This window comes from Pseudarthrobacter sp. S6 (assembly GCF_050156575.1).
Taxonomy (GTDB): Bacteria; Actinomycetota; Actinomycetes; order Actinomycetales; family Micrococcaceae; genus Arthrobacter.
This window is the reverse complement of sequence record NZ_CP189581.1, coordinates 1,526,817-1,551,692: the sequence shown is the minus strand read 5'-3', so window position 1 is coordinate 1,551,692 and position 24,876 is coordinate 1,526,817. Positions and strand designations below refer to the sequence as shown.

22 protein-coding genes and 9 pseudogenes are annotated in these 24,876 nt (G+C 63.1%); 13 read left to right on the top strand and 18 right to left on the bottom strand.

Going from position 1 to position 24,876, the window contains the following annotated elements:
• Positions 1-103: 103 nt before the first annotated feature.
• Positions 104-1,582 carry an NCS1 family nucleobase:cation symporter-1 gene (locus tag ACQCS0_RS07560; RefSeq protein WP_426940166.1) on the bottom strand — a complete coding sequence of 493 codons (1,479 nt, stop codon included), beginning with the start codon at positions 1,580-1,582 and terminating at the stop codon, positions 104-106.
• Between the two features lie 396 nt (positions 1,583-1,978).
• Here ACQCS0_RS07560 and ACQCS0_RS07555 point away from each other — a divergent pair.
• Positions 1,979-2,154, top strand: a pseudogene (locus ACQCS0_RS07555) (transposase); the annotation flags it as partial.
• 644 nt (positions 2,155-2,798) lie between these two features.
• Positions 2,799-2,951, top strand: coding sequence for a hypothetical protein (locus ACQCS0_RS07550; protein WP_426940165.1), 153 nt, complete (start codon positions 2,799-2,801; stop codon positions 2,949-2,951).
• Between the two features lie 42 nt (positions 2,952-2,993).
• On the opposite strand, the pseudogene ACQCS0_RS07545 reads toward ACQCS0_RS07550, so the two are convergent.
• Positions 2,994-3,485 (bottom strand): annotated as a pseudogene (locus ACQCS0_RS07545) (IS3 family transposase); the annotation flags it as partial.
• Positions 3,486-3,568: 83 nt separating this feature from the next.
• A pseudogene (locus ACQCS0_RS07540) lies at positions 3,569-3,778 on the bottom strand (integrase); the annotation flags it as partial.
• Positions 3,779-4,047: 269 nt separating this feature from the next.
• Here ACQCS0_RS07540 and ACQCS0_RS07535 point away from each other — a divergent pair.
• From ACQCS0_RS07535 to ACQCS0_RS07525, 3 genes are read left to right on the top strand one after another with little or no spacing between them, the layout of a single operon-like run.
• Positions 4,048-5,319: a tyrosine-type recombinase/integrase gene (locus ACQCS0_RS07535; RefSeq protein ID WP_426940164.1), complete on the top strand. Its 1,272-nt coding sequence runs from the start codon at positions 4,048-4,050 to the stop codon at positions 5,317-5,319.
• Complete coding sequence (locus tag ACQCS0_RS07530; RefSeq protein WP_426940163.1) at positions 5,316-6,290, top strand: tyrosine-type recombinase/integrase; 975 nt, start codon at positions 5,316-5,318, stop codon at positions 6,288-6,290. Before ACQCS0_RS07535 ends, ACQCS0_RS07530 begins: the two co-directional genes overlap by 4 nt.
• Positions 6,287-7,330, top strand: a complete 1,044-nt coding sequence (locus ACQCS0_RS07525) for a tyrosine-type recombinase/integrase (protein ID WP_426940162.1) — start codon at positions 6,287-6,289, stop codon at positions 7,328-7,330. Before ACQCS0_RS07530 ends, ACQCS0_RS07525 begins: the two co-directional genes overlap by 4 nt.
• A 29-nt stretch (positions 7,331-7,359) precedes the next feature.
• On the opposite strand, the gene ACQCS0_RS07520 is transcribed toward ACQCS0_RS07525, so the two are convergent.
• The 6 genes from ACQCS0_RS07520 to ACQCS0_RS07495 form a co-directional block, all read right to left on the bottom strand.
• Positions 7,360-7,689 (bottom strand): tyrosine-type recombinase/integrase, encoded by a 330-nt coding sequence (locus ACQCS0_RS07520; protein ID WP_426940218.1) that lies wholly within the window; start codon positions 7,687-7,689, stop codon positions 7,360-7,362.
• On the bottom strand, positions 7,580-8,200 hold the full coding sequence (locus tag ACQCS0_RS07515) for a tyrosine-type recombinase/integrase (protein WP_426940161.1): 621 nt from the start codon (positions 8,198-8,200) through the stop codon (positions 7,580-7,582). Before ACQCS0_RS07515 ends, ACQCS0_RS07520 begins: the two co-directional genes overlap by 110 nt.
• Positions 8,197-9,132 carry a tyrosine-type recombinase/integrase gene (locus ACQCS0_RS07510; RefSeq protein ID WP_426940160.1) on the bottom strand — a complete coding sequence of 312 codons (936 nt, stop codon included), beginning with the start codon at positions 9,130-9,132 and terminating at the stop codon, positions 8,197-8,199. The genes ACQCS0_RS07515 and ACQCS0_RS07510 overlap by 4 nt, the downstream gene beginning before the upstream one ends.
• Positions 9,129-10,223: a tyrosine-type recombinase/integrase gene (locus ACQCS0_RS07505; protein WP_426940159.1), complete on the bottom strand. Its 1,095-nt coding sequence runs from the start codon at positions 10,221-10,223 to the stop codon at positions 9,129-9,131. Before ACQCS0_RS07505 ends, ACQCS0_RS07510 begins: the two co-directional genes overlap by 4 nt.
• A gap of 298 nt (positions 10,224-10,521) precedes the next feature.
• Entirely contained in the window at positions 10,522-10,875 is a 354-nt protein-coding gene (locus ACQCS0_RS07500) for an IS3 family transposase (protein ID WP_426940158.1), read from the bottom strand.
• Positions 10,876-10,928: 53 nt separating this feature from the next.
• Positions 10,929-11,219 carry a transposase gene (locus ACQCS0_RS07495; RefSeq protein WP_426940157.1) on the bottom strand — a complete coding sequence of 97 codons (291 nt, stop codon included), beginning with the start codon at positions 11,217-11,219 and terminating at the stop codon, positions 10,929-10,931.
• Between ACQCS0_RS07495 and ACQCS0_RS07490 the strand changes: the two are divergent.
• The 3 genes and pseudogenes from ACQCS0_RS07490 to istB all read left to right on the top strand — a co-directional run.
• A pseudogene (locus tag ACQCS0_RS07490) lies at positions 11,127-11,330 on the top strand (hypothetical protein); the annotation flags it as partial. The gene ACQCS0_RS07495 and the pseudogene ACQCS0_RS07490 overlap by 93 nt on opposite strands.
• A pseudogene (locus ACQCS0_RS07485) lies at positions 11,287-12,591 on the top strand (IS21/IS408/IS1162 family transposase); the annotation flags it as partial. The pseudogenes ACQCS0_RS07490 and ACQCS0_RS07485, both read left to right, overlap by 44 nt.
• Complete coding sequence (gene istB / locus ACQCS0_RS07480) at positions 12,588-13,403, top strand: IS21-like element helper ATPase IstB (RefSeq protein WP_426940156.1); 816 nt, start codon at positions 12,588-12,590, stop codon at positions 13,401-13,403. The pseudogene ACQCS0_RS07485 and the gene istB, both read left to right, overlap by 4 nt.
• Positions 13,404-13,466: 63 nt before the next feature.
• On the opposite strand, the gene ACQCS0_RS07475 is transcribed toward istB, so the two are convergent.
• From ACQCS0_RS07475 to ACQCS0_RS07465, 3 genes and pseudogenes are all read right to left on the bottom strand, one after another.
• Complete coding sequence (locus tag ACQCS0_RS07475; protein WP_426940155.1) at positions 13,467-13,601, bottom strand: hypothetical protein; 135 nt, start codon at positions 13,599-13,601, stop codon at positions 13,467-13,469.
• Positions 13,602-13,839: 238 nt separating this feature from the next.
• The gene (locus tag ACQCS0_RS07470) at positions 13,840-15,051 is read right to left on the bottom strand and encodes an MFS transporter (protein ID WP_426940154.1); all 1,212 of its coding nucleotides are present in this window, start codon (positions 15,049-15,051) and stop codon (positions 13,840-13,842) included.
• Between the two features lie 65 nt (positions 15,052-15,116).
• Positions 15,117-15,227 (bottom strand): annotated as a pseudogene (locus ACQCS0_RS07465) (sugar phosphate isomerase/epimerase); the annotation flags it as partial.
• Positions 15,228-15,229: 2 nt separating this feature from the next.
• On the opposite strand from ACQCS0_RS07465, the pseudogene ACQCS0_RS07460 reads away from it, so the two are divergent.
• Positions 15,230-15,408 (top strand): annotated as a pseudogene (locus ACQCS0_RS07460) (DUF4158 domain-containing protein); the annotation flags it as partial.
• Between the two features lie 235 nt (positions 15,409-15,643).
• Here the strand turns inward: ACQCS0_RS07460 and ACQCS0_RS07455 are convergent.
• Positions 15,644-15,811, bottom strand: a pseudogene (locus tag ACQCS0_RS07455) (PucR family transcriptional regulator ligand-binding domain-containing protein); the annotation flags it as partial.
• Between the two features lie 272 nt (positions 15,812-16,083).
• Between ACQCS0_RS07455 and ACQCS0_RS07450 the strand changes: the two are divergent.
• Both ACQCS0_RS07450 and ACQCS0_RS07445 read left to right on the top strand, forming a co-directional pair.
• Entirely contained in the window at positions 16,084-17,622 is a 1,539-nt protein-coding gene (locus ACQCS0_RS07450; protein ID WP_426940153.1) for a purine-cytosine permease family protein, read from the top strand.
• Positions 17,623-17,817: 195 nt separating this feature from the next.
• Positions 17,818-18,621 carry a creatininase gene (locus ACQCS0_RS07445; RefSeq protein WP_426940152.1) on the top strand — a complete coding sequence of 268 codons (804 nt, stop codon included), beginning with the start codon at positions 17,818-17,820 and terminating at the stop codon, positions 18,619-18,621.
• Positions 18,622-18,792: 171 nt separating this feature from the next.
• Here ACQCS0_RS07445 and ACQCS0_RS07440 read toward each other — a convergent pair.
• Positions 18,793-19,459: pseudogene (locus ACQCS0_RS07440) on the bottom strand (formyltetrahydrofolate deformylase); the annotation flags it as partial.
• A 1,142-nt stretch (positions 19,460-20,601) separates the two neighbouring features.
• Between ACQCS0_RS07440 and ACQCS0_RS07435 the strand changes: the two are divergent.
• Together ACQCS0_RS07435 and ACQCS0_RS07430 are read left to right on the top strand one after the other, a co-directional pair.
• On the top strand, positions 20,602-21,003 hold the full coding sequence (locus ACQCS0_RS07435) for a DUF4192 family protein (RefSeq protein ID WP_426940151.1): 402 nt from the start codon (positions 20,602-20,604) through the stop codon (positions 21,001-21,003).
• Positions 21,000-21,632 carry a DUF4192 family protein gene (locus ACQCS0_RS07430; protein ID WP_426940150.1) on the top strand — a complete coding sequence of 211 codons (633 nt, stop codon included), beginning with the start codon at positions 21,000-21,002 and terminating at the stop codon, positions 21,630-21,632. The genes ACQCS0_RS07435 and ACQCS0_RS07430 overlap by 4 nt, the downstream gene beginning before the upstream one ends.
• Positions 21,633-21,641: 9 nt before the next feature.
• Here the strand turns inward: ACQCS0_RS07430 and ACQCS0_RS07425 are convergent, their stop codons facing one another.
• Genes ACQCS0_RS07425 through ACQCS0_RS07410 form a run of 4 tightly spaced genes read right to left on the bottom strand, consistent with a single transcriptional unit; the run spans position 21,642 to position 24,784 of the window.
• Positions 21,642-22,829, bottom strand: coding sequence for an alpha/beta hydrolase (locus tag ACQCS0_RS07425; RefSeq protein WP_426940149.1), 1,188 nt, complete (start codon positions 22,827-22,829; stop codon positions 21,642-21,644).
• Positions 22,822-23,271: a hypothetical protein gene (locus tag ACQCS0_RS07420; protein ID WP_426940148.1), complete on the bottom strand. Its 450-nt coding sequence runs from the start codon at positions 23,269-23,271 to the stop codon at positions 22,822-22,824. Before ACQCS0_RS07420 ends, ACQCS0_RS07425 begins: the two co-directional genes overlap by 8 nt.
• Positions 23,268-24,296 (bottom strand): hypothetical protein, encoded by a 1,029-nt coding sequence (locus ACQCS0_RS07415; protein ID WP_426940147.1) that lies wholly within the window; start codon positions 24,294-24,296, stop codon positions 23,268-23,270. The genes ACQCS0_RS07420 and ACQCS0_RS07415 overlap by 4 nt, the downstream gene beginning before the upstream one ends.
• A complete protein-coding gene (locus ACQCS0_RS07410; RefSeq protein WP_426940146.1) occupies positions 24,293-24,784 on the bottom strand; it encodes a hypothetical protein in 492 nt (163 codons plus the stop codon). Before ACQCS0_RS07410 ends, ACQCS0_RS07415 begins: the two co-directional genes overlap by 4 nt.
• Positions 24,785-24,876: the final 92 nt, after the last annotated feature.

Below are 24,876 nucleotides of genomic sequence, written 5' to 3'. Positions count from 1 at the left end.
GAAGAGGGCCCACTCGTTCTGTCGGGTGGACTCCAGGGCGGAGCTTATTTGCACGCAAGTCGATATTCGAACTCTCGGGCCCCAAATCTCGAGCGGCCCCGGTCTACCCGGACACCGGCGCCGCGGCCGCACCCCTGTCAGGTTCTGCGGCGATCGCGGCCGCAAGCGATTCGGCCAGGGTCGTGTCATGGCGCGAGATGAAGTAATGCACCGTGGCCGAAATGATTGCTCCGATGAACCAGGAGAAGGCCGAGAGGACTCCGAAGACGGGAACGAGCCCGAAGATCACCGCCGGGACAGCCGAGACGAGGAACGAGATAACGGCCTTGTGATTCCAGCCGCGGGTATACGTGTAGTAGCCCTCTTCCCTGAACAGGTCCCGAACCAGTACGTGCTGCTTGCGGAGAACGTAGTAGTCGATCATGATAATCCCGAATAGGGGACCGAGCAGCGCTCCGAGTCCTCCGAGGAAAAGGTTGACCACCACGGGACTGTTGAACAAGTTCCAGGGCGTTATGACGAGGGCGATTACTGCCGAGATCAGCCCGCCCCGTTTGAAGTCGATCTTCGAGGGCCAGGCGTTCGCCAGGTCGTAGGCGGGCGAGACGAAGTTCGCCACCACGTTGATTCCCAAGGTGGCGACGGCAAAGGTGACGGCACCGAGCAGCAGTGCCCAGATGTTGTCGATCCGTCCGACGATCTCGACCGGGTCGTAGATGTGTTCCCCGTAGAGCTGGAAGGTTCCGGCGGTGACTACAACGGAGACCACGGAGAAGGCAATGAAGTTCACCGGCAGCCCCCAGAGGTTCGCCGAGCGCACTGCCTCGCGGGATGGCGCGAACCGGGAGAAGTCGCAGAAGTTCAGCATCAGGGTGGAGAAATACGTCACCGTCAAGGCTATGGCGGCGAAGAAAGCATGTCCAACACCCCAGACCGCCGTTCCGCCCGGCAAGTCGAGGGAGATGTTCCAGCCGGCGTTCATCAGGATATATACGACCAGCAGGCCCATTACCGCCCAGACTGCCGGTCCGGCCCAGTCCTGGAACCTCCTGATCGTCTCCATGCCGTTGCGGAGCAGAAGAAGCTGGAGCGACCACATCAGCAGGAACGCCAGCCAGCCGAGAGTGGATTCGCCGAGGAAGTCGTTCTCCGTCAGGCCCTTCGCCTCGGGCCAGATCTTCAGGGCGATGATGATGACAGCACGGGAGGCGAGCCAGGTCTGGATCCCGTACCAGGCAATTGCCACCAGCGCGCGAAGCAGGGCCGGCAGGTTGGCGCCGAAAGTTCCGAATGAGACTCGAGCGAGCACCGGGTATGGCACCCCGGTCTTCTGGCCGGCGAAGCCGGAGAGGTTCATCAGGAAAAAGACGATGATGATTCCCACCACCAGGGCAAGGAACACCTGCCAGGCACCGAGACCCAACGCAAACAGGCCAGCGGCGAAGGTGTAACCGCCGAGGGAATGGATGTCAGACATCCACATCGCGAACAGCGAATAGAAACCCCAGGTGCGATGTTCACTCGGCGCGAGGTCCTGGTTGTAGAGACGGGGACTTGCGCCCGGCGGGATTATCAGAGACATGCTAAACCTCCCTTTCCCAAACTTCCGCCTTGTGAAATCTGGGACGTCAATATTAGAATTTTCTTCTGATCTGAATCTGAATCAGACCGCATCGAGGCTTTTCCGCAGGCCGGTTGGTCTCAACCGCCAATGTACTCTTTGCGCGCATGCATGCCCAGAGACCCGTCGAACGCTGTAGGCGCCGGCTGGATAAGGCGCGACCGCAGGCTTCGCCACCACACCATCACCGTATCCTCGGCCAAGTCCATCCCATAGAACCCGGACGACTTATATTGATAGTCACGGGCCCGGCATCTGGCACGCATAGCCTCCGGACCAAGCGATCAGCGCACGCAGATCGACGCCGAAGAACGCGACGAGCGGCCAGAGAAGTATCGCCGCCAGGCCTTCGAGGATATCCGGGACGGGCAAGTCGCCAACTGGCCCATCTACGCCGCCGTCGGCGTCACCCTGGGCGGGGAGAAAGTAATCCTCGACTCTGGGCCGGCACCTGCGGCGAGGGCGCGAAGTTCTGGATGAGCGGGCTCACCGACATCAAGAACCGCGGCGTGAAGGACAGCGTCTTCCTGGTCCGTGGCTTGCGAGCCGTCGGCCGTGGAGACGCGCATGGATTTCGTTTAAATGACAACCGGAACCCGACCCGGACTCCAGGGTCTGCTGTCGAAGGTTCCGTCAAGCATTGGTGGCGTGTGGACCTCAGCTTGCCAATGTGGCTCGGACCTGACGACATGATCCGGACAGGCGGATGGACAGAGACCATCCACTCAGATGAAATGACAGCACTTGAGTGCATCGCTCGTATTCGGTCTGAGGCAGAACTACTCCGAAACATATAGTGCGACACGTCTACGCGTTTTCAAGGATGGCCCTTGATTATGGCAGTTTGAGTGGGTACCACTCTGGCAGCCTGACTTGAGCCCACCTCGCGACTCGCCGGAGCATTAATCGCAGTTTCACTTGAGCCCACCCCACCGTTGATTCCGTCAGAGTGTTTTTCCGATGGTGGAAGGCAGTGATGGAGTCGAGGGTGGATGTTTTTGCTCAGATCCGGCGGGACGCTCGAATCGATGGCCTGTCCATCCGGGGGTTGGCCACGAAGTATCGTGTTGCGCGGCGAACGGTTCGTCAGGCGCTGGCATCGGCAGAGCCGCCGAGCCGAAGGACCCCGGTCCGGGTCGCCCCTAAGTTGGATCGGTTCAAGCCTGCCATTGACGTGATGCTGAAGCAGGATCTGGTTGCGCCGCGGAAGCAGCGGCATACCGCTCAGCGGATCTTCGACCGCCTCATCGATGAACACCAGGCAGAGGTTTCGTATTCGACGGTGCGCCAGTATGTGAAGGCACGCCGGGCCCGGATCGAGTACGAGTGAGGTGTGTCAAGGATGTGAGACAGTCGCGTAGTTTCTTTTTGGTCATGCAGCCGCGGGTAGCGGTTGCGCGGTGGAGGTGAAGGCCGCCATTGCGGTGGCCGGCGGCAGTCCGTCATTGTTGCTGTGGGGCCGCCAACGGTTGTAGAACACTTCGATGTACTTCATCACTCCGCGCCGGGCCTCCTGTCGGGTCGTGAAGCTGTGGTGGTGGTAGAACTCGTTTTTCAGGGATGAGAACGCCGATTCGGCCACTGCATTGTCCCAGCACACTCCGGTGGCTCCCATGGACTGTCGGACGCCGTTCCCGGTGCACCAGACGCTCATTTCCCGGGAGGTGTATTGCGTTCCTCTGTCGCTGTGGAAAATGGCGCCAGGCTGCAGGTGACCGCGGTCCCTGGCCATCTTCAGCGCCCCGGTAGTCAGGGAGGCGCGCATGTGCTCAGCCATCGCCCAGCCGACGACCATGCGCGTGCACAGATCGATGACGGTGGCCAAGTAGAGCCAACCCTCACCGGTGCGCAGGTATGTGATGTCCTATGCCGACCTTGGGGCTATGCCGATGATGCTGGTAATGGTGCTGGTCAACGGGGTTTTGTGGGGTTGAGATGTCGGCATAGTTATAGGGCTGTGAGCCAGGCGAGGATGTCCGGTTCGGGGTGGTAGTTGCCGGGAGTGACGCCGAGCGGCCTGGTCCGTTCGATGGCAGCTTGTTTGATCGCCATGTCGGCGTGGAGGTAGGCGTCGGTGCTGTGCGTGTCGGCGTGACCGAGCCAGAGTGCGATGACGGCGACGTCGACCCCGCCGGTCAGGAGATTCATTGCCGTCGTGTGCCTGTTATGTGGAGTTCCACATAAGCGGCATTACGTGGACGGCTGGGTTATGTGGCTGGTTGGGTGTTTCCGCTGGTGGGGGCGCTCGTGGGGCTGGTTCCGTCCACATAATCCTGGGGGTCCGGGTCAACGTCCTGGTTCAGGTCCGCGTCTTCAACCCTGTGGGGGTTCCGCGCCTGTTTTCCATGCCGGTAGGCCATAGCTGTCTCTTGAGCGCGGCGAAGAATTGCCTTGTCTGTTCACCACTAGCAGAGAGGCCGATTCTTATGGAAACATCAGACATTCGCGAAGCGTCAGGGCGGGTGATCGCCGCGTTGATGGCGGCGGACAGGTCGCGCACAACGATCAAACGCCACGCGGCGGAGTTCAACGCGTTCGCCAGGTTTCTCGAGGCCCGTGGCCAGGGGCTCCCCACCGAGGCGGACTGCCTCGATTTTGTTGCCGAGCGGTCCGGGTCCAGGCTCGCCGCCCTGCGCGAGCCAACTCGTTCCAGGCATGCTCAACTCGCACGCCGGCCCCTGATCCTCCTGATGGAAGCCCTGGATGGGGACCTCCCTCAGGTGGGCCAGGCCACAACGCCGCTGATCGAGAACTGCCCAGCACGTTTCCGCGCGGTCAGGGACGAATATCTCGCGGTGTGCCGGCTGCGGGGCAATGCCGAAGCCAGCGTCGTGACGAAGCAACGCGCCGCGGACCAGTTCCTCGTCTATCTCGAGGAGGTCGGGCGGGAAACCTTTGACCAGGTGCAGGCCCAAGATTTGGTCGGGTTTTGGGTCCGGCTCCAGCGCCGGCGTTACGCCCCGAAAACCACTGGCTCGCTGCGTTCGGCATTGGCCGATTTCCTTCGCCATTTGCACCAGGTAGGGCAGGTCCGGGAAGATCTGGCCGGGCGGCTCCCGCCCCAGCGCTATCCTCGGCGTGGCGAGTCGGCCCCGTACCCGTGGACGGCTGAGGAGGTCCGCCTGGTCTTAGACCAGATCGATCGGCAATCGGCCATCGGGAAACGTGACTACGCGATGGTCTTACTGACCGCCCGGCTCGGTTTGAGGGTCGGCGACCTGCGTCGCTTGGAACTCGGATGGTTCGACTGGCGGGCCAAGACCGTGGCGTTTTCGCAGCACAAGACCGGTCTGCCGTTGACGCTGCCGCTGCCGGGTGACGTCGGATGGGCTGTGATCGATTACATCCGCCATGGACGGCCCGAAGCAGACTGCCGGCAGGTGTTCGTGAAACATCGCTACCCGTTCACAGCTTTCGGTTCGTCCACCTCCGCGGGTAGCCGGCTGTGCTACTACGCGCGGCGGGCCGGGATGGTGTTCCCGGCCGGGCGGTCGCACGGCCTTCACTCGCTGCGCGGCGCCTTGGCGGTGGCGATGCTCCAATCCGATACGCCCCCGCCTGTTGTAACGGCGGTTCTGGGCCATGCGTCGGCCAATACGACGGCCGCGCACTACTTCAGGCTCGATACCGAGCACCTGCGTGGTTGTGCCCTCGACGTTGAAGATGTCCTGGACGCGGGGGAAGGGGCGCAGCCGTGAACGCGCCGACGCTGCCCGCTCTGGTTGACACCCTGGTCGCCGCGCGCCGCGCCGGCGGGTTCCGGTATAACGGCCAAGAACGGGTGTTGCGTCAGTTCGCCGAGCACTCCCGCCGGGAAGGATACGCGGATGGCTCGATCATCCAAGAAGCTGTCGAGGGATTCCTCTACGGCCGCCATCTCAAGGCGTCCACCATCCGCCGCGAGGAGATCGTCTTGCGCGAGTTGGCCGAGCACTCCCGCCAGTTCGGCTGGCAAGCGTGGGCACCACCGACCCTGACCCACGTGAAGACCGCCCACCGGCCGCCGCCGTACGTGTTCAGCGATGACGAGATCCGCCGCCTCTTCCACGCTATCGACACCCAGGCGCTCTCGGAGATCTCGAACAGGGCGCTGGTCGACCCGGTGCTGTTCCGGGTGTTCTACGCAACCGGGATGCGCCTGTCAGAAGCGCTCAATCTGGAACTGTGCGACTTCGACCCGGTCCGCGCCACCATCGAGGTGCGCGACGGGAAGAACCACGATAACCGTCTCGTGCCCGTCACCGGACGCCTCGCCGCCACCCTGGAAAGCTATATCGCGGCCGCCGAACCCCACTTCGGACCCGCCCACAAGCTGTTTCACACCGGCGACCCCTCCAAACCGGTTGATAAGTCCACGGTTTACAACAGGTTCCGCCGCTACCTCTCCGACGCCGACATCCCCCATTTTCGGGGTGGCCCGCACATCCATTCGCTGCGCCACGGCTTCGCCGTCCAGAACCTGCGCCGTTGGGCGGCCGGCGGCGCGGACCTGGCGGTGATGCTGCCTTACCTGTCCGCCTATATGGGTCACGCTGACTTGCGCGGGACTCAGTATTACCTCCAGTTGACCGCGGACGCACACCCTGAGGTTGCCGCCATGACCCAAGCCAGGTTCGGGTACGTCATCCCGGACCCGGACCCGGCCGCGACGGAAGGCGCTGAGCGATGAGCCGCGTCAACCAAGGCGGCGGGGATCTGGCCGGCAAATGGCTTTCGAAGTTCCTCATCGACCACCTGGCTGGCGAGCGGGACCTGTCCGCCCAGACCATCGCATCCTACCGAGACGCGGTCAAACTGCTGCTCACCTGGTTCCGCGACGTGGAGGGAACCCCACCCGAAAAGCTGAGCCTGACGGACCTCGACCGGGTCCGGGTACTCGCCTTTCTGGACTGGCTCGAAGCCGAACGTGACAACTCCGCGGCGACCCGCAACCAACGCCTCGCCGTCATCAAATCTTTCGTCCGATACACCGCAGTCGAGCGGCCAGAGTTCCTCAGTCAAGCCACCCAAATCCTCGCCGTCAAGCAAAAGAAGACTTCGGCCCCCGACATGGGCCACCTCACTGCAGACCAGGTGAAAGCCCTTCTGGCCGCTCCGGACCCGGCCACCGGGCGTGGGCTGCGTGACACGGTCCTCCTTTCCATGCTCTACGACACGGCGGCCCGGGTCCAAGAGATCTGCGACCTGAACACATCCGACATCCGCACGGCCCGCCCCATGGTGGTGACGCTGCATGGCAAAGGCTCCAAAACCAGGCGGGTCCCGCTGATGGACCCCACAGCCAGGCTCGTGACGGACTACCTCGCCCGTCGCCCGCCCCACCCCGGCGTCGGTGCAGACGCAGACCCGCTATTCAACGGGCCAAACCAAATCCGATTGACCCGTTGGGGTATCACCAAAATCCTCGCCAGACACGTCCAATCCCTGCGTCGCCGCGACTCCGGATATGCAGCGGGCCTGAACGTAACCCCACACGTGATCAGACGAACCCGGGCGATGCACCTGCTTCAAGCCGGAGTCAACCTGATCTACATACGCGACCTGCTCGGACACGCCGACGTGTCCACCACCGAGATCTACGCCCGCGCCGACACGGAGGCAAAACGCATTGCCATCGAAAACGCCTACCAGTCGCTGACACCCGAGTCCCTGCCCGACTGGACGAGCGACCAGGATCTCCTCAAATGGCTCGACCGCGCCTGTCAATAACACCCAGGATTATGTGGCCGGAACCAGCCCTACGAGCGCCCCCACCAGCGGAAACACCCAACCAGCCACATAACCCAGCCGTCCACGTAATGCCGCAGGGTGTGCATCGTGACGTGCTTGCCTGCGAGGCTGGAGCATGTGGTTTTCGTGGTGTTCAGATGTTTAGCGAGGCGGTGCTCGAGTGCGTCGCGGGAAAGAGCTTGTCCGTGAGGACCGCAGAACATCGCAGTTCCGGGCCGGGTCGCCCGTTCAGCGAGGTAGTGCTTCATGGTGTTCACGGTGGTGCGGGTCAGTGGGGTGGAGCGCTGGCGTCGGCCTTTGCCAGTGCAGGTGACGTGAGGTCCAGCGCCGAGATGGATGTCGTTGAGGGGTCAGTGCGCAGATCTCGCTGATCCGAAGGCCGGTCTGCACCGCCATGGCCAGCAGCGCGTGGTCACGTCGCCCGGTCCAGGTCTGATGGTCGGGTGCTGCGAGTAGCGCGTCGACTTCTCCAGGGGTGAGGAATTCGATGACCGGCCTGGTGGTGCGTTTGGGAGGGATCGCGAGGACCTGCGTGATCGTGGCGGCGTGCTCGGGGTGGTTGGGAAGGGCGCGACTGAGCACGGCTCGGATCGCGGTCAGTCGGGTGTTGCGGGTCTTGGCGTTGTTGCCGCGGTCGTGTTCGAGGTGGTCGAGGAATCCGGAGACGTTCGTGACGGTGAGGGCATCGAAATCGATCTTGTCTGTGGGAACACCGAGCGTGGCGGTCAGGTGTTTGAGGAGCATCCGCCAGGTGTCGCGGTAGGACGCGATCGTGTTGCTGGAAAGGTCACGCTGGGTGCGGGCGAAGGCAGTGAAGTAGGTTTGCAGGCTCGTGGCCAGGGCGTTCATGATGATTCTCCTTCTTTGGGAGCGCGGTCGAGCATGCCAGCGGCCAGCGCCATCAGCTCGCCGGTCGCGGTCAGATACCAGTAGGTGTGGGCGGCGTCGGAGTGCCCGAGCCAGGTGGCGAGCAACGACAGCACCCTGTCGGGGTCGCCGCCGTGGGCGTAGGCCGCGGTCATGTGCGCGGTGGCGAAGGTGTGCCGCAGGTCGTGGAGCCGGGGCCGCGCTCTGCCGCGCGGGGTGAGTCCGGTTCGCTCCCGAACCCGTTTGAACAGCGGAAAGAAGGAGACGTAGTGGTACCCGGTCCCCTTGGAGGTCACGAAAATCGGGCCATGCGGGTCAGGGCTGGTGGCAGTCCTTGCCGGGAGATCGATGTATCGTATGAGCGCTGCCGTCGTCGAGGCGTGCACGGGAACGAGCCGCTCGTCCGACTTCGCCGCCCTGATCACCAGCACGTCGTTGCGCAGGTCAATGTCATCGACTCGAAGGTTCAACGCCTCGCTGATACGTAGCCCCGTTGCGGTGAGTAGGCCGATGACGGTGTGCACTGTCGCGGCGACGCGCTCGTTGGAGAACGCCTCAGTGCAGGCGGCAAGCAGCGCATCGACGTCGTCTTGGCTGTAGATGTAAGGCACTGCCCGGGGCTTCTTCGCTGACAGCAGGCCACCGGGGATGACGGGGACCTCGACACCGTTCGCGCTCAGGTGCGCGGCGAATCGGCGCACCAGCGACAGACGTGTCGCCCACCACGACGGGTGCGCATCAGGGTTGAGGCGTGCCCACGCGACGGCGTCGTCGATGGTGAACGTCGCTGTCTGGCCTTGTGCTTCGAGCCATGTGCAGAACAGCCCGACCTGCCGCTCGATGTCGTTCAGCTGGAATCCCAGGGCGCGGCGCAACGTCAGGTATTCCTCCAGGTGTTCACGCAGCGTCGTCATCGCGGCACCTGCCCGAATGGGACCGCCAGAGCACGCAGGGACACAAGATCGACCTTCGCGTAGGCCATCGTGGTCGCCGTGTAGACATGGCCCAAGAGTTCCTTGGCCTCGGTCAAGGTGCCACCGCCAGCCAGGACGTCCATCGCGGCGGTGTGTCGTAGCCGGTGGGCGTGGATCTGGTCGATGCCCGCCAGGTCCGACAACCGGGCGATGATTCCCGAGACCCCCGACGGTGTCATCATCCTGCGTGGTGCTTTCATACGGACGAACACCCCACGATCGAGTGCAGGGGGACGCGCCCGCAGCCATGCTTCCAATGCTTCACCAACGTCGACCGGGATCGGCAGCGTGTGCTCGCGGCCCTTCCCGCTGACCTTGAGCTGTCCTGCAGTCCAGTCGATGTCGTCGAGGGTGAGGCGGGCGGCTTCGCCGGCGCGCAGGCCGAGCCGCACAAGGATCGTGACCACTGCCCGGTCGCGCGCACCGATCGCGGTGGCCGGGTTGCACACGCTCAACAGCGCAGCAACCTGATCCGCGCCGACCCCGCGAGGCAGGGCCCGCCTCGTTCCCGGAGGTTTCAAGACCCCCGCTGTCGGATCCCGGCCGATCCGCCCCGTGCTCAACGCCCACCGCAGCAAGCAACGAGCCGCATCGACGATGTGAGCACGAGTCACGACCCCGTAGGGACGGCCCCGCTCAGTGACGTAAGCGTTGACGACCGGCGCGTCCAGACGGAACCACTCGACAGTGCCGCCTGGCGTCGTTACCACGTCCACGAGTCCGGCCCCGTAGTAGCAGCGGGCGTCGATGGTTTTCTCGAGCAACCCGCGGTCGTCCCGCATCCACGTGCGCCACGCGGTCACCGCGGCCTGCGCTTCAGTGGCCGCACGCGCCTCGTTATCGTTCGCGGCCAGGTATCCCGCCGCGATCAAGAACCTGCGCATCGCGCCCATGCACGTGGTCACCGTGGCCGCCACCACGGTTCGCGTACGCTCTGAAGCCACGAACCGGTCAAGCAGCGCCTGACCGATCTGGTCGATGCCCGCGCCCTCCGCCTGCATCCACACGCTCAGACGTGCAAGCAAGTTCACGATGCCCGCCGCTGAACCTGGCGAATACCCCTGCCCAGCCAACCATGATGAACACTCGACCAACACCGATGGAGCCAACGGCCCCACCGGAACCCGCGGAATCCGATCCACTTGCGGCCGAGCCGTTAACGATCTCTTCGTCACAGCCTTCACCTCCAGACACTCTGTGTCTGAAGCATGACCGCCGATCAACTATGCCGACATCTCAACCCCACAAAACCCCGTTGACCAGCACCATTACCAGCATCATCGGCATAGCCCCAAGGTCGGCATAGGACATCTAATGCCGACGCCGGCATTAGATGTCCCCGACCAGACGCGTTCCCGGGGCGGCGGAGGTGAAATCCCGCCCGATGAGATCCGCGAAGACCCTGTCCGGATCCGAGGGAATCGTCGTGCGCTTGAACGCCCGCATCCGCTTCGCAGCCCAGCCGTTCTCTGCCATGATGACCGCCACGGTTCCCACCGATACCTCGATGCCGGCAGCGGCAAGTTTCGTATGGACCATACGGTGCCCGAAAATCCCGTCGGAGGAATCGAACATGACCTTTACGTGTTCCGTCAGCTCCCGGTGCCGGGCCGCCGTCGGGGACTCTTCCGCAGCCAGCCACCGGTAATACGAGGCCCTGGAAATGCCCAGCCGCCCACACATCCATTGGACGGGAAACTGCGCGTTCTTCGCCTGAACAAGGCGGTAGAGATCCTCTACCGTTGTTCTCTGGCGAAGAACGCTGAAACTTTTTTTAGGAAGTCATTTTCCCTCTCGACTTCACGCAGCCGGGCTTCCAGTGCCTTGTATTTCGCTGGATCCCCCGGCTCATCTGGTTTGCCCCCGCCCTCCGGTTGGCCCTCATTATGCAGCCGCACCCAGCGTTTCAGAGCGGTGACGGAAATCCCCAGTTCCGGCGCAACCGACGCCGGCGAACGACCCGAGGAAATCACCAACGCAACAGCATCAGCCTTGAACTCATCGGAATAGGTTGGTCGAGCAGACATGGGCACAATCCTTTCAAACTGTGTCTCACATCAGTAGTACACCTCAGAGGCCGGCAAAACATCCCTGGAGGTGTTCGTTCCCCAGGAACACGCCCCGGGGGCCGAGGCTGAAGTCGATTTTGGCGAGGTGTGGGTTGATCTGGCTGGGGTCCGCACCAAGTGCTACATGTTCGCGTTCCGGCTCTCCTTCTCCGTGAAGGCTGTCCATCGGGTCTACCCGACGCAGGGCCAGGAAGCGTTCCTGGAGGGCCATATTGACGCGTTCGCGACCATTGGCGGCATCCCCACCGGGCATATCCGCTACGACAATCTCACGGCCGCGGTGAAGACCGTCCTGGGAACAGGGCGGGGACGGGTGGAGAACGACCGGTGGGTTCTTTTTCGTTCGCATTTCGGGTTTGACCCGTTTTATTGCCAGCCAGGTCTGGCCGGTGCTCATGAGAAGGGTGGTGTTGAAGGAGATGTTGGCAGGTTCCGGCGTACTCATCTTTCCCCGGTGCCGGCGGTGGGGTCGCTGGCGGAACTGAACGGGCAGATCATTGCCTGGGACGAAGCCGATGACCGGCGCCGGATCAGCGGGAAACTCTCCACCGTCGCCAATGACTATGCGGCCGAGCAGCTATTGCTTAACCCGCTGCCAGCTGATCTCTTCGACCCGGGCCTGGTGTTGACCCCGCGGGTTGACCGGTCGTCGCTGATCCGGGTGCGGATGGTGAAGTACTCCGTGCCGGTCCGGTTCATCGGCCGCAGGGTCCGGGTGTCTTTGAAGGCGTCCGAAGTCGTTGTCTTTGACGGACGCACCCCTATTGCCCGGCATGCCCGGGTTGTTGCCCGTGAAGGCAGTTGCGTGGAACTCGATCATTATCTGGAGGTACTCAGAATAAAGCCGGGTGCTTTGCCGGGGTCCACCGCGCTGGCGCAGGCCCGGGCGGCGGGTGTGTTCACGCCCGCTCATGACGCGTTCTGGGCCGCGGCCAGGCGGACCGACGGTGATTCGGAGGCCACGCGCGAGCTGGTCGATGTCCTGCTGCTCCACCGCAGCATGGATGCTGCCGACGTGATCGCCGGCATCACCGCCGCCCTGCAGGTCGGCGCGGTCACGGCTGACGTGGTCGCTGTTGAAGCCCGCCTGACCGCCTCCGAACGCGGTGGTGCGGGGTGGGTCCGGCCCGATTGCGATTCCGGTGCAACAACGGATCTGCGTGAGCACAAGATTGTCAGTCTCACCCAGCGCCGTCTGGCCGATCCGGCAGCCGTCATTGCCGGCCTGCCGCCGGATAACCGGCCCTTACCGTCGGTGGCCGGTTATAACGAACTCCTCACCCGCAGAACCACGCCACCAGTCCCGACCGTGCAGGAGAACATCTCATGAGTCCGACCAACCCCGTTGTTGTCTCCAACACCCTGCGCCGCCGCCGCGGGCTGACGGAGGAAGCCGCGACGGCGGCCGTGGACCAGGCCTGCCGGCGCCTGCGGCTGCCGACGATCCGGGCGGTCCTTACCGAGGCACTCACGGTGGCGGGAAAGGAGCAGCTCTCCTATCAGGGGTTCCTGGCGGAGCTGTTGTTGGCCGAGTGTGATGACAGGGACCGGCGCTCCTCTGTCCGGCGGGTGAAGTCGGCGAATTTCCCGCGCGATAAATGGTTGGGTGACTTCGACTATGACGCGAACCAGAACATCAACCCCGCCACGATCAATACCCTGGCCACCGGAGACTGGATCCGCAAAGGCCACCCCTTGTGTCTGATCGGGGACTCCGGGACAGGCAAATCCCATCTCCTCATCGGTCTGGGCACCGCGGCGGCGGAGAAAGGGTTCCGGGTCAAGTACATCCTCGCCACGCGCCTGGTGAATGAACTGGTCGAGGCAGAGGATGAGAAAGTCCTGGCGAAAACCATCGCCCGGTACGGGCGGGTGGATCTGCTCTGCATTGACGAACTCGGCTACATGGAACTGGACAAGCGCGGCGCCGAACTGCTCTTCCAGGTCCTGACAGAACGTGAAGAGAAAGCGTCTGTGGCGATCGCGACAAACGAGTCGTTCTCCCGATGGACGAAGACCTTCACCGACCCGCGGCTCTGCGCGGCGATCGTTGACCGGCTGACGTTCAAGGGCACCATCATCGAAACCGGCACCGACTCCTATCGCCTCGCCCACACCCGAACCCAGCAGGCCGCGAGCTGACAGTCCCGTGCCGGAGCCGCTCAGGTCCTGGCCAGGGCCGGGGCCCTGCAAGCATGCTGATGGCTAATCGGTGTGGCGGAAAATTTCCACGGCTTCGCGGATGGCGTAGTAGACGATGACCAGGCCCGCCAGGGGGTCTGCCCACCACCAGCCGGCCAGGTCATCCAGCAGGACCCCGGCCAGGACTGCGGTGGCCAATAGCGGCCAGAATCAGAAAACGGAAAAAAATACCACGCTAAGCCTTGGTGCTGGTCGTAGTGGCCTGGAACTGTGGGCGGCTAGAATTAGAGCCGCCACGTTCCCCGCCCCCACTCTCAGAACGACGCTCTGGCGCTGTCCGCTGATTCCTCAGACAGTCCGCGTCCAGCGCAAGGCTGCTCCGGGCAACCTACGACTCCAGGGCAGAAACGGGCCTGTCAGGGGTGTCCACGAGCGATCAGCGACGAGAGACCGCGGCGTTGGCGAGGGACAGAGCGAAGCCCGCGATGGCCGCCGCCACTACCACCACGGCAACGGCCGGGTAGCCGCCGGCATGCGCGATCGAGCCGCTCACGCCTGTGGCGACCGCCTGCCCGACAACTACCCCGCTGCTGAGCAGGGCCATGGTGGTCGTGAGGCGACCGCGGGGCGCGACGGTAGCGCCAATGCGGAAGATGGTCACCAGGGTCGGGCCCGAACCGATGCCGGCCACCATGAGCAGCACGACGAGCTGCCACAACTCAGTCGCCCCCGGCAGGGCAATGGCCGCGATCGCGATGATGCAGGCGCCCACGAGCCAGCGCCGCCAGAGTGGCACGCGGACTGGGACTGCGGCCACCGCAAGCGCGCAGATCGCCGAGGTCAATCCCATAGCGCCGTAGACCAAGCCGGTCTGGGCCTCGGCGCTACGCGCGCTCATGAACTCGGTGAGGGCCGTGAGGGTAGCGCCGAAGAACGCGCCCATCGTGAACATCCCCACCACGGGAAGCAGAACACGGTTTTTGAGGAAGGGGCGCAGCGAACCGACCGTTCTGTGGTGCTTGTGCGAGGTGCCCGTCTTCGGCGCTGTGGCGTGCCAGGCGAACGCGCTCACGAATACGAGGGTAAGCGCGGCAGCGAGCACGAGTGGCGCGGCCGGAGTGAGAAGTGTGGCCAGCAGACCCACCAAGATTGGGCCGAAGAGAAAGGTGAGTTCGTCGGCCATGCCCTCATAGCTCATGGCCGCGCTGGCGTGAGCTTCAGTGGCCTCGCCCTCGGGAAAGGTATCGAGCAGCGCCAACCACCTGGCACGAGTGAGCGGTGAAATCTGCGGACCGGTGACGCCCACGAGTGCACACGCCAGCACAATCGCCCAGAGCGGGCCGTTGACCTGAATCGCCAGCACCGCTCCGATGATTGCGCAGGCGTTCAACACCGCGGCCCCGGTGAGCACCCAGCGCTGGCCCCAGCGGTCGGCTGCGTCTCCCACGAGCGGGCCACCGAGCCCGGATGCGAGACCGACCGTGGCGGAGGCAATGCCGGCGTCGACGATCGAACCGCGCACGGCCGTCACCATAGTGAGCATGCCAACCACGATCATGGCTACAGGTAGTCGTCCGGCAAAAGCGATGAAGAAGAACGAGTAACCGGCCGCGCGCCGCAGGTCGACGAACGGGCGTGGCCTACTCAAAACACACCGCTCCCCTTGGACGCGGTCCGAGATCAAAGCATCCGCAATTCTTCTCACCGGGCCACTTAGCCCTGGTTCGAGAAGGCATCGTCGAAGCTCGTCGTCGGACGCTGCCAGAGCAGGGAGCGGATGAAGCCGAGGGCCTCCTTGGCGCCGTGCAGGCGATCCATGCCCGCTCAGCGAGGCGGATATGTCGTTGATCCGGCAACGCCGCGGAGACGCGAACAGGCTGGGCTTCACCGTCCAGCTGGTTCTGCTGCGCTACCCGGGCGTCGCGCTGGCCGAAGACACCCAAGTGTGCCCCCTGAACTGGTTTCCTGGCTGGCCTCCCGTCTTGCCGTTTCGTCCGAGTCCTGGGGTTTCCACTAGCCAGGGTGGCTCCCGATATTGAGGTCAGGGTCACGTCGGTGTGCGTGATCACGGCCAGTACAGCCAGAATCCGATCCAGGCTGCCGCCATGCGCCAGCTCAACAGCCATCGCATGACTGGCCTCATCAGCCCGCTGCAGCTGGGAGACCGACTCGCTAACCAGCATCGAATTGATGGCCTGCATGACGCCGACAAATGGCACTACCTTGCGAAGCTCGATCAACGGAAGGCCCGCTGCTTCAGCAGCCGCGACCATCGAGGAGGGCAAAGAAGGCAGGGCCTGGCCGGTCTCGACGGCGGGGGCGGCCACGCCCCGCTCTGCCAGTTCGCGGATGTAATTGGTCCGCCGCTCATCGGAGGCGAGGGCGAGGGATGCCCCGCCGGTAAGCAGAAGCTCCCCGCCGCCCAGCAGCGGTGCGATGCCCAGAATTTCGCTCGAATGGATTCATCGGAGCTGGGTCTGGGCCACTGCGAGGGCTGCGGCCCGGACAACCGGATCTGCAGCCGCCAGTGTCGGGTGGCTCAGGACCTCTTCCAAGCGGATTGGCACTTACACTCCGTCGCATCAGGGAACGATTACTAATACACATCGTATCTAGGTTATGTGGTCTGGGCCACTTAGCCTTGAGGAAACCCCTTATCACCACTCTCCTGGAGGCTTCAATGCCTGAAAAATCCCCATCGGTTCCCGCCGGTTCCGTGGTCAACGAAGACCACGTAGACCACGAGGCCTGGCTTCAGCCCATTCCCGAGTCCCAGCGGACCCGGAAAGTCTCTGGTCAGTTCTGGATCTGGGCCGGCGCGAACCTTGCGCCGATCAACTGGGTGCTCGGCGCCCTCGGCATCCACCTCGGCCTCGGCTTTGCCGACACGGTTACGGTTCTTGTTTTGGGGAACCTGATCGGAATGCTGCTGTTCGGGTGCTTCGTCCTGCTCGGCCAGAAGACCGGCGCCACCGGCATGGTCCTGGCCCGGGCAGCGTTCGGCCGCCAGGGCAATTACCTCCCGGCGGCCATCCAGGCCGTCCTGGTGATCGGCTGGTGCGCGGTCAACACCTGGATCATCCTGGATCTGGTCATGGCCCTGTTCGGTACCCTCGGCTGGGTTGATCCCACTGCCCATAACTACGCCTGGAAGATTGCTGTGGCCACGGCCATCATGGCCGCACAGGTGGCGATCGCCTGGTTCGGCTACAAGGCCATCGCGGCCTTCGAAAAGTGGACCGTGCCGCCCACCATCATCATCCTGGCCGTCATGTCAGCCGTCGCCTGGTTCGGCATGAAGATCGACTGGGGCTACGCCGGCCCGGCCGGGCAGATCCTTGAAGGCTCAGAGCGCATTGCCGCCATGAGTGCCGTGATGACCGCCATCGGCATCGGCTGGGGCATCACCTGGTTCACCTACGCGGCCGACTACTCCCGGTTCGTCAGCACCGAAGTCCCCAAAAAGAAGGTCTACCTGGCCTCTGTCCTGGGCCAGTTCATCCCAGTGGTTTGGCTCGGCATCCTCGGCGCCAGCCTGGCCACCAACAGCGGTGAGATCGACCCTGGAAAACTCATTGTCCAGAATTTCGGTGTTATGGCGCTGCCCGTTCTGCTGATGGTGCTGCACGGACCCATCGCCACAAACATCCTGAACATTTACACGTTCTCAGTGGCCACCCAGGCGCTGGACATCACCATCAGCCGCCGCAAGCTCAACCTGTTCGTCGGCGTCTTCTCGCTCGCCGCCGTCGTCTTCTTCATCTTCCAGGAGGACTTCGCCGCGGTCCTGGACGCCTGGCTGATCGGGCTCGTGGCCTGGGTGGCGGCCTGGGGCGGAGTCATGCTGGTCCACTACTTCTGGCTCGACAAGCGCTGGCCGGGCAACCCGGAGAGGCTTTTCGACGCAGTGGGCACCAAACGGCTCCCCGTCGTCAACTGGGCCGGCGTGGTATCCCTCCTCGTAGGCATCTTCGCCACCTGGTTGTTTATGTACGGGCTCGTGCCCGCCATGCAGGGTCCGATTGCCGTAGCCCTGGGCGGCTGGGACCTGTCCTGGCTCGCAGGCGGCCTGGCCAGCGCCGGCAGCTACGCCCTCCTGGGCCCGGCCTACCACCGCAGGCACCTGGACTCGGCCCTACCGGCCGCCACCGTTGCGCAGGCCACCGCCGACCTGCGGTTCGCCACAGCCCAGCGCAACGGCCGGATATTGAAACACTGACACTCTGACGGACCCCGACGGTCAGCCGCTACCGTGAGCACGACATCTTGGTGGTGGGGGACGACAAAGCTGAGAACATCACCAGCTTCCCGTTCGGCTAGGACAACAACATCATCAGCACCTGAAACCCCGGTGGCGGCGGCCGCCGGCCACCGCCACTGGATTACACCGCACTTAACGAGGAGCACCACCAGCATGGAAAAGTCAGTATTTCTGGAAGACCTGGATGCCTTCGCCTACCGCGAAGCTTTGGCATCCGGGGAGGCGATCGTCCTCATTCCCGTCGGGTCCTTGGAGCAGCACGGCCCACACTTGCCGCTGGGAACGGACACCATCCTGTCCTCCCACTTCGCGGAGGGTGTTGCCACGCGGCTGGGTGCACTGGTTGCTCAACCCATCACCTACGGGTACAAGTCCCAGCAGAAGTCCGGTGGCGGCAACCACCTCTCCGGCACGACCAGCATGGATGGTGCCACCCTCATCGGCGTGGCACGCAACCTGGTCAAGTCCTTCCTCAACCAGGGTGTCCGGCACGTGGTCTTCATCAACGGCCATTTCGAGAACTACCAGTTCCTGTACGAGGGAATCGACCTGGCCCTGGACGAGCTTGGGATCAAGTCCGGGGCAGAGCAGAGCGTGCTACTGCTGTCGTACTGGGACTTTGTCAGCCAGGACACGCTGACGCAGGTCTACCCCGATGGCTTCCCGGGCTGGGACATCGAGCACGGCGGCGTCCTGGAAACCTCGCTCATGCTCCACCGCGAACCGGCGCGGGTTGCAATGGACCGCCTGGTCGACGGTCCTGCCGCAGCCCTGCCACGCTTCGACAGGCTCCCGGTGGTGCCGGAGCGGACACCCGCTACCGGGTGCCTGTCATCGGCTGCGGGCTCCAGCGCTGCCAAGGGCGAACTGCTGTACGGACAGGTCGTCGAAGATCTGGCCGCCGACCTCGCAAGCGAACTGGTCCGTGAACCCGCGCTTACAGTTGTGCCGGGGTAGGGGCCAACGATCCCGCACGATTCACACAGTGCAACGGAGGTGCCGTGAGAGACTTTCCCGCGGCGCCTTTCGTGTCACTCTGGTGGAGGTACAGGCGGGCCCGGACGTATATTCGGGCCGCGGCGGGCATGGCCAGTACCGGTGCGTCATTGCTGCCGCCCAGTGCCGGATTTAGCGCAGCACCACTGTCCTGGTGCCCTGGAGGAAGACGCGCCCCTCGCAGTGCCAGCGGGACGGCGTTGGACAGGGCTTTGCACTCGGTGTCCCGCCCGGCCGCGACCAGGTCCTCGGACCCGTAGGTGCGGTCCACATCCACTACCTGCTGGGAAATGATGGGCCCTTCGTCGAGTTCCGCGTTGACGTAGTGGGCGGTGGCACCGACGGTCTTCACGCCCCGGGCGTGCGCCTGGTGGTAGGGCTTCGCGCCTTTGAAGCTGGGCAGAAAGGAGTGATGAATGTTGATGGCCCGGCCGTCCAGCCGGCGGGTCAGTTCGTCGCTGAGGACCTGCATGTACCTGGCCAGAACGACCAGTTCGACCTCCAACTGTTCGATGAGTTCGAGAAGGTGTTCTTCGGCGGCCGGTTTGGAGTCTGCTGTGACAGGCACGTGGAAGAAGGGGATGCCGTGCCATTCGACTGTCCGTCTGTGATCGGGATGGTTGGAGACGACGCCAACGATATAGATGGGAAGTTCCCCGATGCGGGCCCGGAACAGCAGATCGTTGAGGCAGTGCTCAAATTTGGAAACCATGATGAGGACCCGACGTTTCGACCCTTGTGCCCGCAGTTGCCAGTGCATGCCAAATTGTTCGGCAACGGGAGTGAAGGAATCCCGGAGCCCTCCAGTACAGCAAGACCGTTCAACAGCGAGGCCGCAGCTCCTTGGACCTGCCCGTTGTCCTGCCTCGGTCTGCCAGCCATGTGCATCCTTCCGCGTAGCATGACCCCATCCGCCGCTCTTTGGCCCCATCATATGCCGCAGTTCGGGATGCTGCGGCTACGTCGAGGTCGTCGTGGCCCAAGAGTCCGACCCGCTGGATGCTAGCCAGGAAGCGCACGTGCCGATAACACTCGCCGCTGGCGCCACCTCACCCTTCAAATTCTCTTCTTCGGCTCGTGCTCGCGGCCTTGGTCGTTTGGTTCCTATCCCGCGGACCTGTTTTAGTACATCGCGTGCTGAGCCGTCAATGAGTTAGCCTTCGCGGACCTGACTTCGAGTACAACCGTTATGCCCCCCAGCGCCCCAAGAACACCACAGATTAGGGATCCAGAACCCGGAAGGCAAACTCCCCCGCCATCCTCCATTCACAGCGTCTCAATTCGTCCAGCTGCCATACACCCCAGCCTGACGTCAGGAAGGTGTCCAAAGGCCATCGGAATAGGGTTGGCCTCTTCTTTTCTGACGAGGGGGTAGACCAACTCTAAGACCGCAACCTGACACCTGAATCGTCCCTGGCCGCAGCGCGACACCTAGCAGGATATAGGCGTCTCCCATACGTGCTTGGTCAGGTGTTCGACGGCGCCGTTCGGCTTCTCGACGTCACAGTTCGGCAGGCCAACCCGCGGAGGCTGATTGCAGGGCATTCCTATTCCGCCGAGGAACAATGCAGGAGAGATGAGGGAGCGGCGCCGTTTTCTTGTACTCGCAGCCCAGTCCGTCGCCGAACATGCCAAAGTCGCCCTCGCGAGCCAATCCGGCCAAGCCTAACTTAATAGGTTTCAGACGAAGCCCCCAATGTTCGACGGTGTCATGCCGCCCCGCTCCCCCGCCCCCATGAATGATCAGAAGCATCTTCGCTGTTTGTCATTCTGATCCCCATCATCGCTGGGCGGGTCCTCCGCGCAACCACGGCGCGATGCGCCGGGAGCGAGCCAAGTTGCACTCCGGCCCCTCGTACCCAGCGGTGATTCCTCTATCAGAACGACACACAAATCTGACAGGCACACCCGGTGCCCGCCAGGCGCTGAAGGAGAAGGAACATGGAACCGATCACCATCAAAACCCCCGGCGACGTCCTCAGTTTCATCGGCCATACCCTGGGGTTTTGGCCTCAAGAAAGCCTGGTCTGCATCACCCTCGCCGATAACCACGTCGGGGCAACCCTCCGCGTAGACCTTCCGAAGCCAGGTGCCGAAATCAGCTACGCGCAGACGGTGGCCGGACACCTCGGCCATGACATCAGCGCCGAAAGTGTACTCTTCGCCGTCTACACCTCGGAGCCCCTGGATGGCGCCCGGAACAAGCCACACGCTGCAACCATCGCGGCGCTCACGGGCGCCCTCGCCGAGCGAGGACTCACCATCAGGGAAGGACTCCTCGTCGGAGACCAGACGGTGTCACAGTACGACGGCGACCCTGAGATGGGCGGCCGGCTCCCTTGAGTGCCACCCAGTCCAGCCAGATCAATACCGAATTCGTCTATCGCGGCAGCATCATCGAACCCTCCAACCGCATCACGCTGCCAGCATCGACCAAAGAATCCCAGACCAAGGATGCCGTTGAGAGCCGTGTCGCCGCAATCCAGGGCCTGAGCCACTGGGAGGCGATGGAGCAGGCCAGGGCGCTCTGGACAGAAATGCTTGAAGCGAAGACATACCCGGACGACGAGCAGACCATCGGCCTGATCGCGAACCTCCAGTTCCCCGCCGTGCGCGACCAACTCATGGCCGACATCCCCGGAATCGACGAACCGATGGACCGGATCCTCCTGGCCCAAACACACGGCAAGCCGCAGTGGTCCCGTATCGAATGGGCCGAGCAACTGCTCGTCCACGCCTACACGCACAGTGCCACAGCGCACTCGGCTCCAGTCCTGACCGCCATTGTGTTCATCAATTGGTGGGAAGGCAGAGGCAGCAAGGCCCATCAGTTCCTGCAGCTCGCCCTCGAAGCGGACCCCCACTACCGTCTGGCCAGGCTCAGCGACCAAATGATCGGAACCGGAATGGTCGCTGGCTGGAGCATGGATAAGGGCGCGGCCTACCGGGATCGGGGACTCGAAGCTTCATAAGCCCCGCGGTCATAGGGTTACGGCGGCAGTCCACGGCGGGCCGTTTCGGAGCCAGTTCTCCACCGCCGCGTCCCATCCGTCCGGGTCGGAATTCCACTCCTGCGTGTGCTCCGCCGAGGGAAAAGTGAGCAGCGTTGCCAGCTCGGGGCGCCGGGTGACGAACTCGCGGGAAATGGCAAAGGGTGTCGAACGGTCCCCTTCGTTGTGGATGACAAGGATGGGAACACTGAGTTCGTCCGCCCGGGCCAAAAAGTCCAGGGTATGAAAGCTCAAGGGAGCGTCCAGGCCAGTGATCCAGCGTGTTCCGGATGACCCAAGCATCTGCAGTCCAAGCCGTGCACCCCAACCGGGCAGCAAACTGGACCGGGCGTTGGCCATCAGGGTGCTACTCCAGTCGATAACGGGGGCATTGAGCACGAGCCGGGAGATGAGGTCCCGAAACTCCGATGATGCCGCCAGCTGAAGAGCAATTGAGGCACCGAGAGACCAGCCGAAAAGAACTATCTGGCGTGCACCCTGCCCCACGGCATACGACACCGCAGCTTCAACGTCGTCCCATTCGGACTGCCCCAGGTGATAGCGGGCGTCCTTGGATGCAGGCGCATCCCGGTCGTTCCGGAGTGAAACAACCAGGGATGTGTATCCCAGTCGGTTCGCAACGGGCACGCCGCGGAGAGCGCCGGCTTTCGATCCGCCCAAGCCATGGATATGGATCGCCCAAGTGGAAGAATCGCCGGACGCCTGCGTCGGTGTGAACTTCCAGGCGGGCGCCAAGCCGTTCTCGACTGGAATCTGAACGTCCGAGAAGGGCAGCCCTAACGGCTCCGGCGTCGGATAGACGTATCCGCTCCAAATGCCGGTCTTGGCGTTCTGCAGGTCCCCGGAGTCAACCCGTTCAACTAGGCGGGTTACCGTTCCGGCGCTGGCGTCCGTCGACACAATCTCTCCAATGCAGGCGTGGCCTGTGCCGTTGGAAAACCAGATGCTGTAGCGGCCTGGAGCCGTCGTCCACGCCGATGCCGGCAACTCCACCATCAGCGTTTCGTCGGCTCCGTGGACCACACGACGGATTTCGAGACCTTCCCTCCGCTGCCTCTTGGGCACCACAACTTCCCGAGCAAAATAGGCCGCTACGAGGAAGGCGGCAGCGCCGGCAATACCACAACCTATGGCCACAGCAGTAGCGGCCCTACGCATCGACGTCGTCCTCGGGTGCTTTCAGGCGTTCGTCGATGGCTTTGCGGAGCCGCAGTAACGTCTCCGGAGAAATCCCCTGCAGTTGTCGTGCAGCAAAGTTTCTCACGCGGTTTTCCCGCAGTGTGCGCAGTAGTTCGAGTTGCGCGTCCACCAAGTCGGGAACCTCGCCGTCGTCGTCCAAAAGGTATCTCGGGTCAACGCCGAAGAATTCGGCAAGGTTCTGCAAAAGCTGCGGGTCCGTCGCCATGGAACTGTCGCCGGCTCGCATGTAGGCCCAGCGGGAACGAGACAACGGCGTTCCGCGGTCAGACATGTGCTTGCTTATCTGCGGATACGTCAGGGGCGATGATCCCTGGGCCTCAAAAAGATCCAGGAGGAGATTTAGCTTCCGCGCGAGTTTCGCCTGCGGCTGTTCGGGGAACCCAACTTCGCTATCGGTCACGGATGTGTTTCCCCTTTCCGTGACAGCTTCGGTCGTCGATGTCCAGATTCTGCAAACCGGGCTCCGAGATGCTGCTCCGCTTCTCGCAGAACATCCAGATCATTTTGACTCAGCAATTGGGCAAGGTGCGGGTCCACGAATAGTGCGTCCTGGATCTCCACCAACATCCGATGCAGCCGGCGCTTGGGGGCATCGTGGCGGTCGACCGCAGTTTGAGCCAGATTTAGTCGGATTTCGGATCGCTCCGACGTGATTCGGTCCCAAAGCCCAGACAATCGTTCGACGAGGACAGCTGCGGCACGGGCATCAGAACTGCGCTCCAGCCGACGTGCGACGGGCGGCAAGGCGAGACCCACACAGAGGAAAACCATGGCGCCCACTTCGGCAGCGTCGTAGACATAGGAGAGACGCGTCATTGCCTCAAGCTCGCGCATGAGATGAAGAACGTCCATTCCCAGCACGGCAAAGACCAACACCACAGCCAGCGCGCACCCCAGGCCGATGAACACAAAAGCAACGCGAAAGTACGGCCTTGCCATCTCGCCGCGGAACCTGAAACAAGTAAAGCCGGTGATGGCCACCACCACGCCGATGTAGAGGAACTGAACACTCGAGTACACGGCCGCCGGCCACTGGCTTCCAAAATCCCGCATAAAGGAAGTCGAAGTCCGCGGAGCATCAACCAGGCTGAAGCTGACAATCAAGGCCACAACGACAATCCCGAGCACCGAAAGCCCTGCTCTGTTGTGAATGTCCACCGTCTCGCTGACATCGGCGGCGCGCAGGATCGCACGGGACAGGAAGTAGATACCGACAACCATGAAGATATTGGCTATGAGGTCCAGGAGATTGCGGTTCCCGAGTAGCTGGTCCCCCGCGATGTAGATCCGGTCAACGTTGAGCGTGAGTGCAGTGGCGATGGTTAGGGCCGCCACCAGGATGCTCTGGTCTTTGCGCCGCTTCAGATCGGGCAGGAGGCACAGCGCCAGACACCAGATCACGACGGCGGAAATGTCCTGAATCATCCGAAAATCCGTTCAAAAGACCGCGGCTCGAGGCTGCTGTCCCGGATTGCAGCGGCAAAGAGATCCGCCAAGGTTTCGGCTGCGGCCTCGATATGGTCCAGGAAGTCACTTCGCCCCAGGATCCGCGACACCTTCTCGCCGGAGAGGTCCGGAAACAATGTCGCCGCATAGTTTGAGGACACCACCAGCTCATCGTGTCGCAGCACCATATGGCCCAGTTCGTGAAGGATGAATTGCTGGCGATGCAGTGCCGACGGCGTGGGCGCGTGCAGGATTATCTCCGCGCTATCCGTGGACAGCCACAACCCGCAGACCGATCCTCCAGTAAGGGACTCAGAGACGTCGACCTCTATCCGTTTCTGCCTGGCCCTCTCTACGATCGATATCAGATCATCCAATGAAAGATGGCTTGGCAGGTCAAGCATGCGAAATCCTTCCGCCGCGCTGCGCAGCGGCGAATGTTCGGCGGCAGAATTGAGACCTTCCATCGGAAACCCCATCAATCAGCCCGGCCCCCTGGACAGGCAATAGTTGCTTACTTTCTTATTGAACGCTTGCGCTCTGGACATGTCCAGAGCAA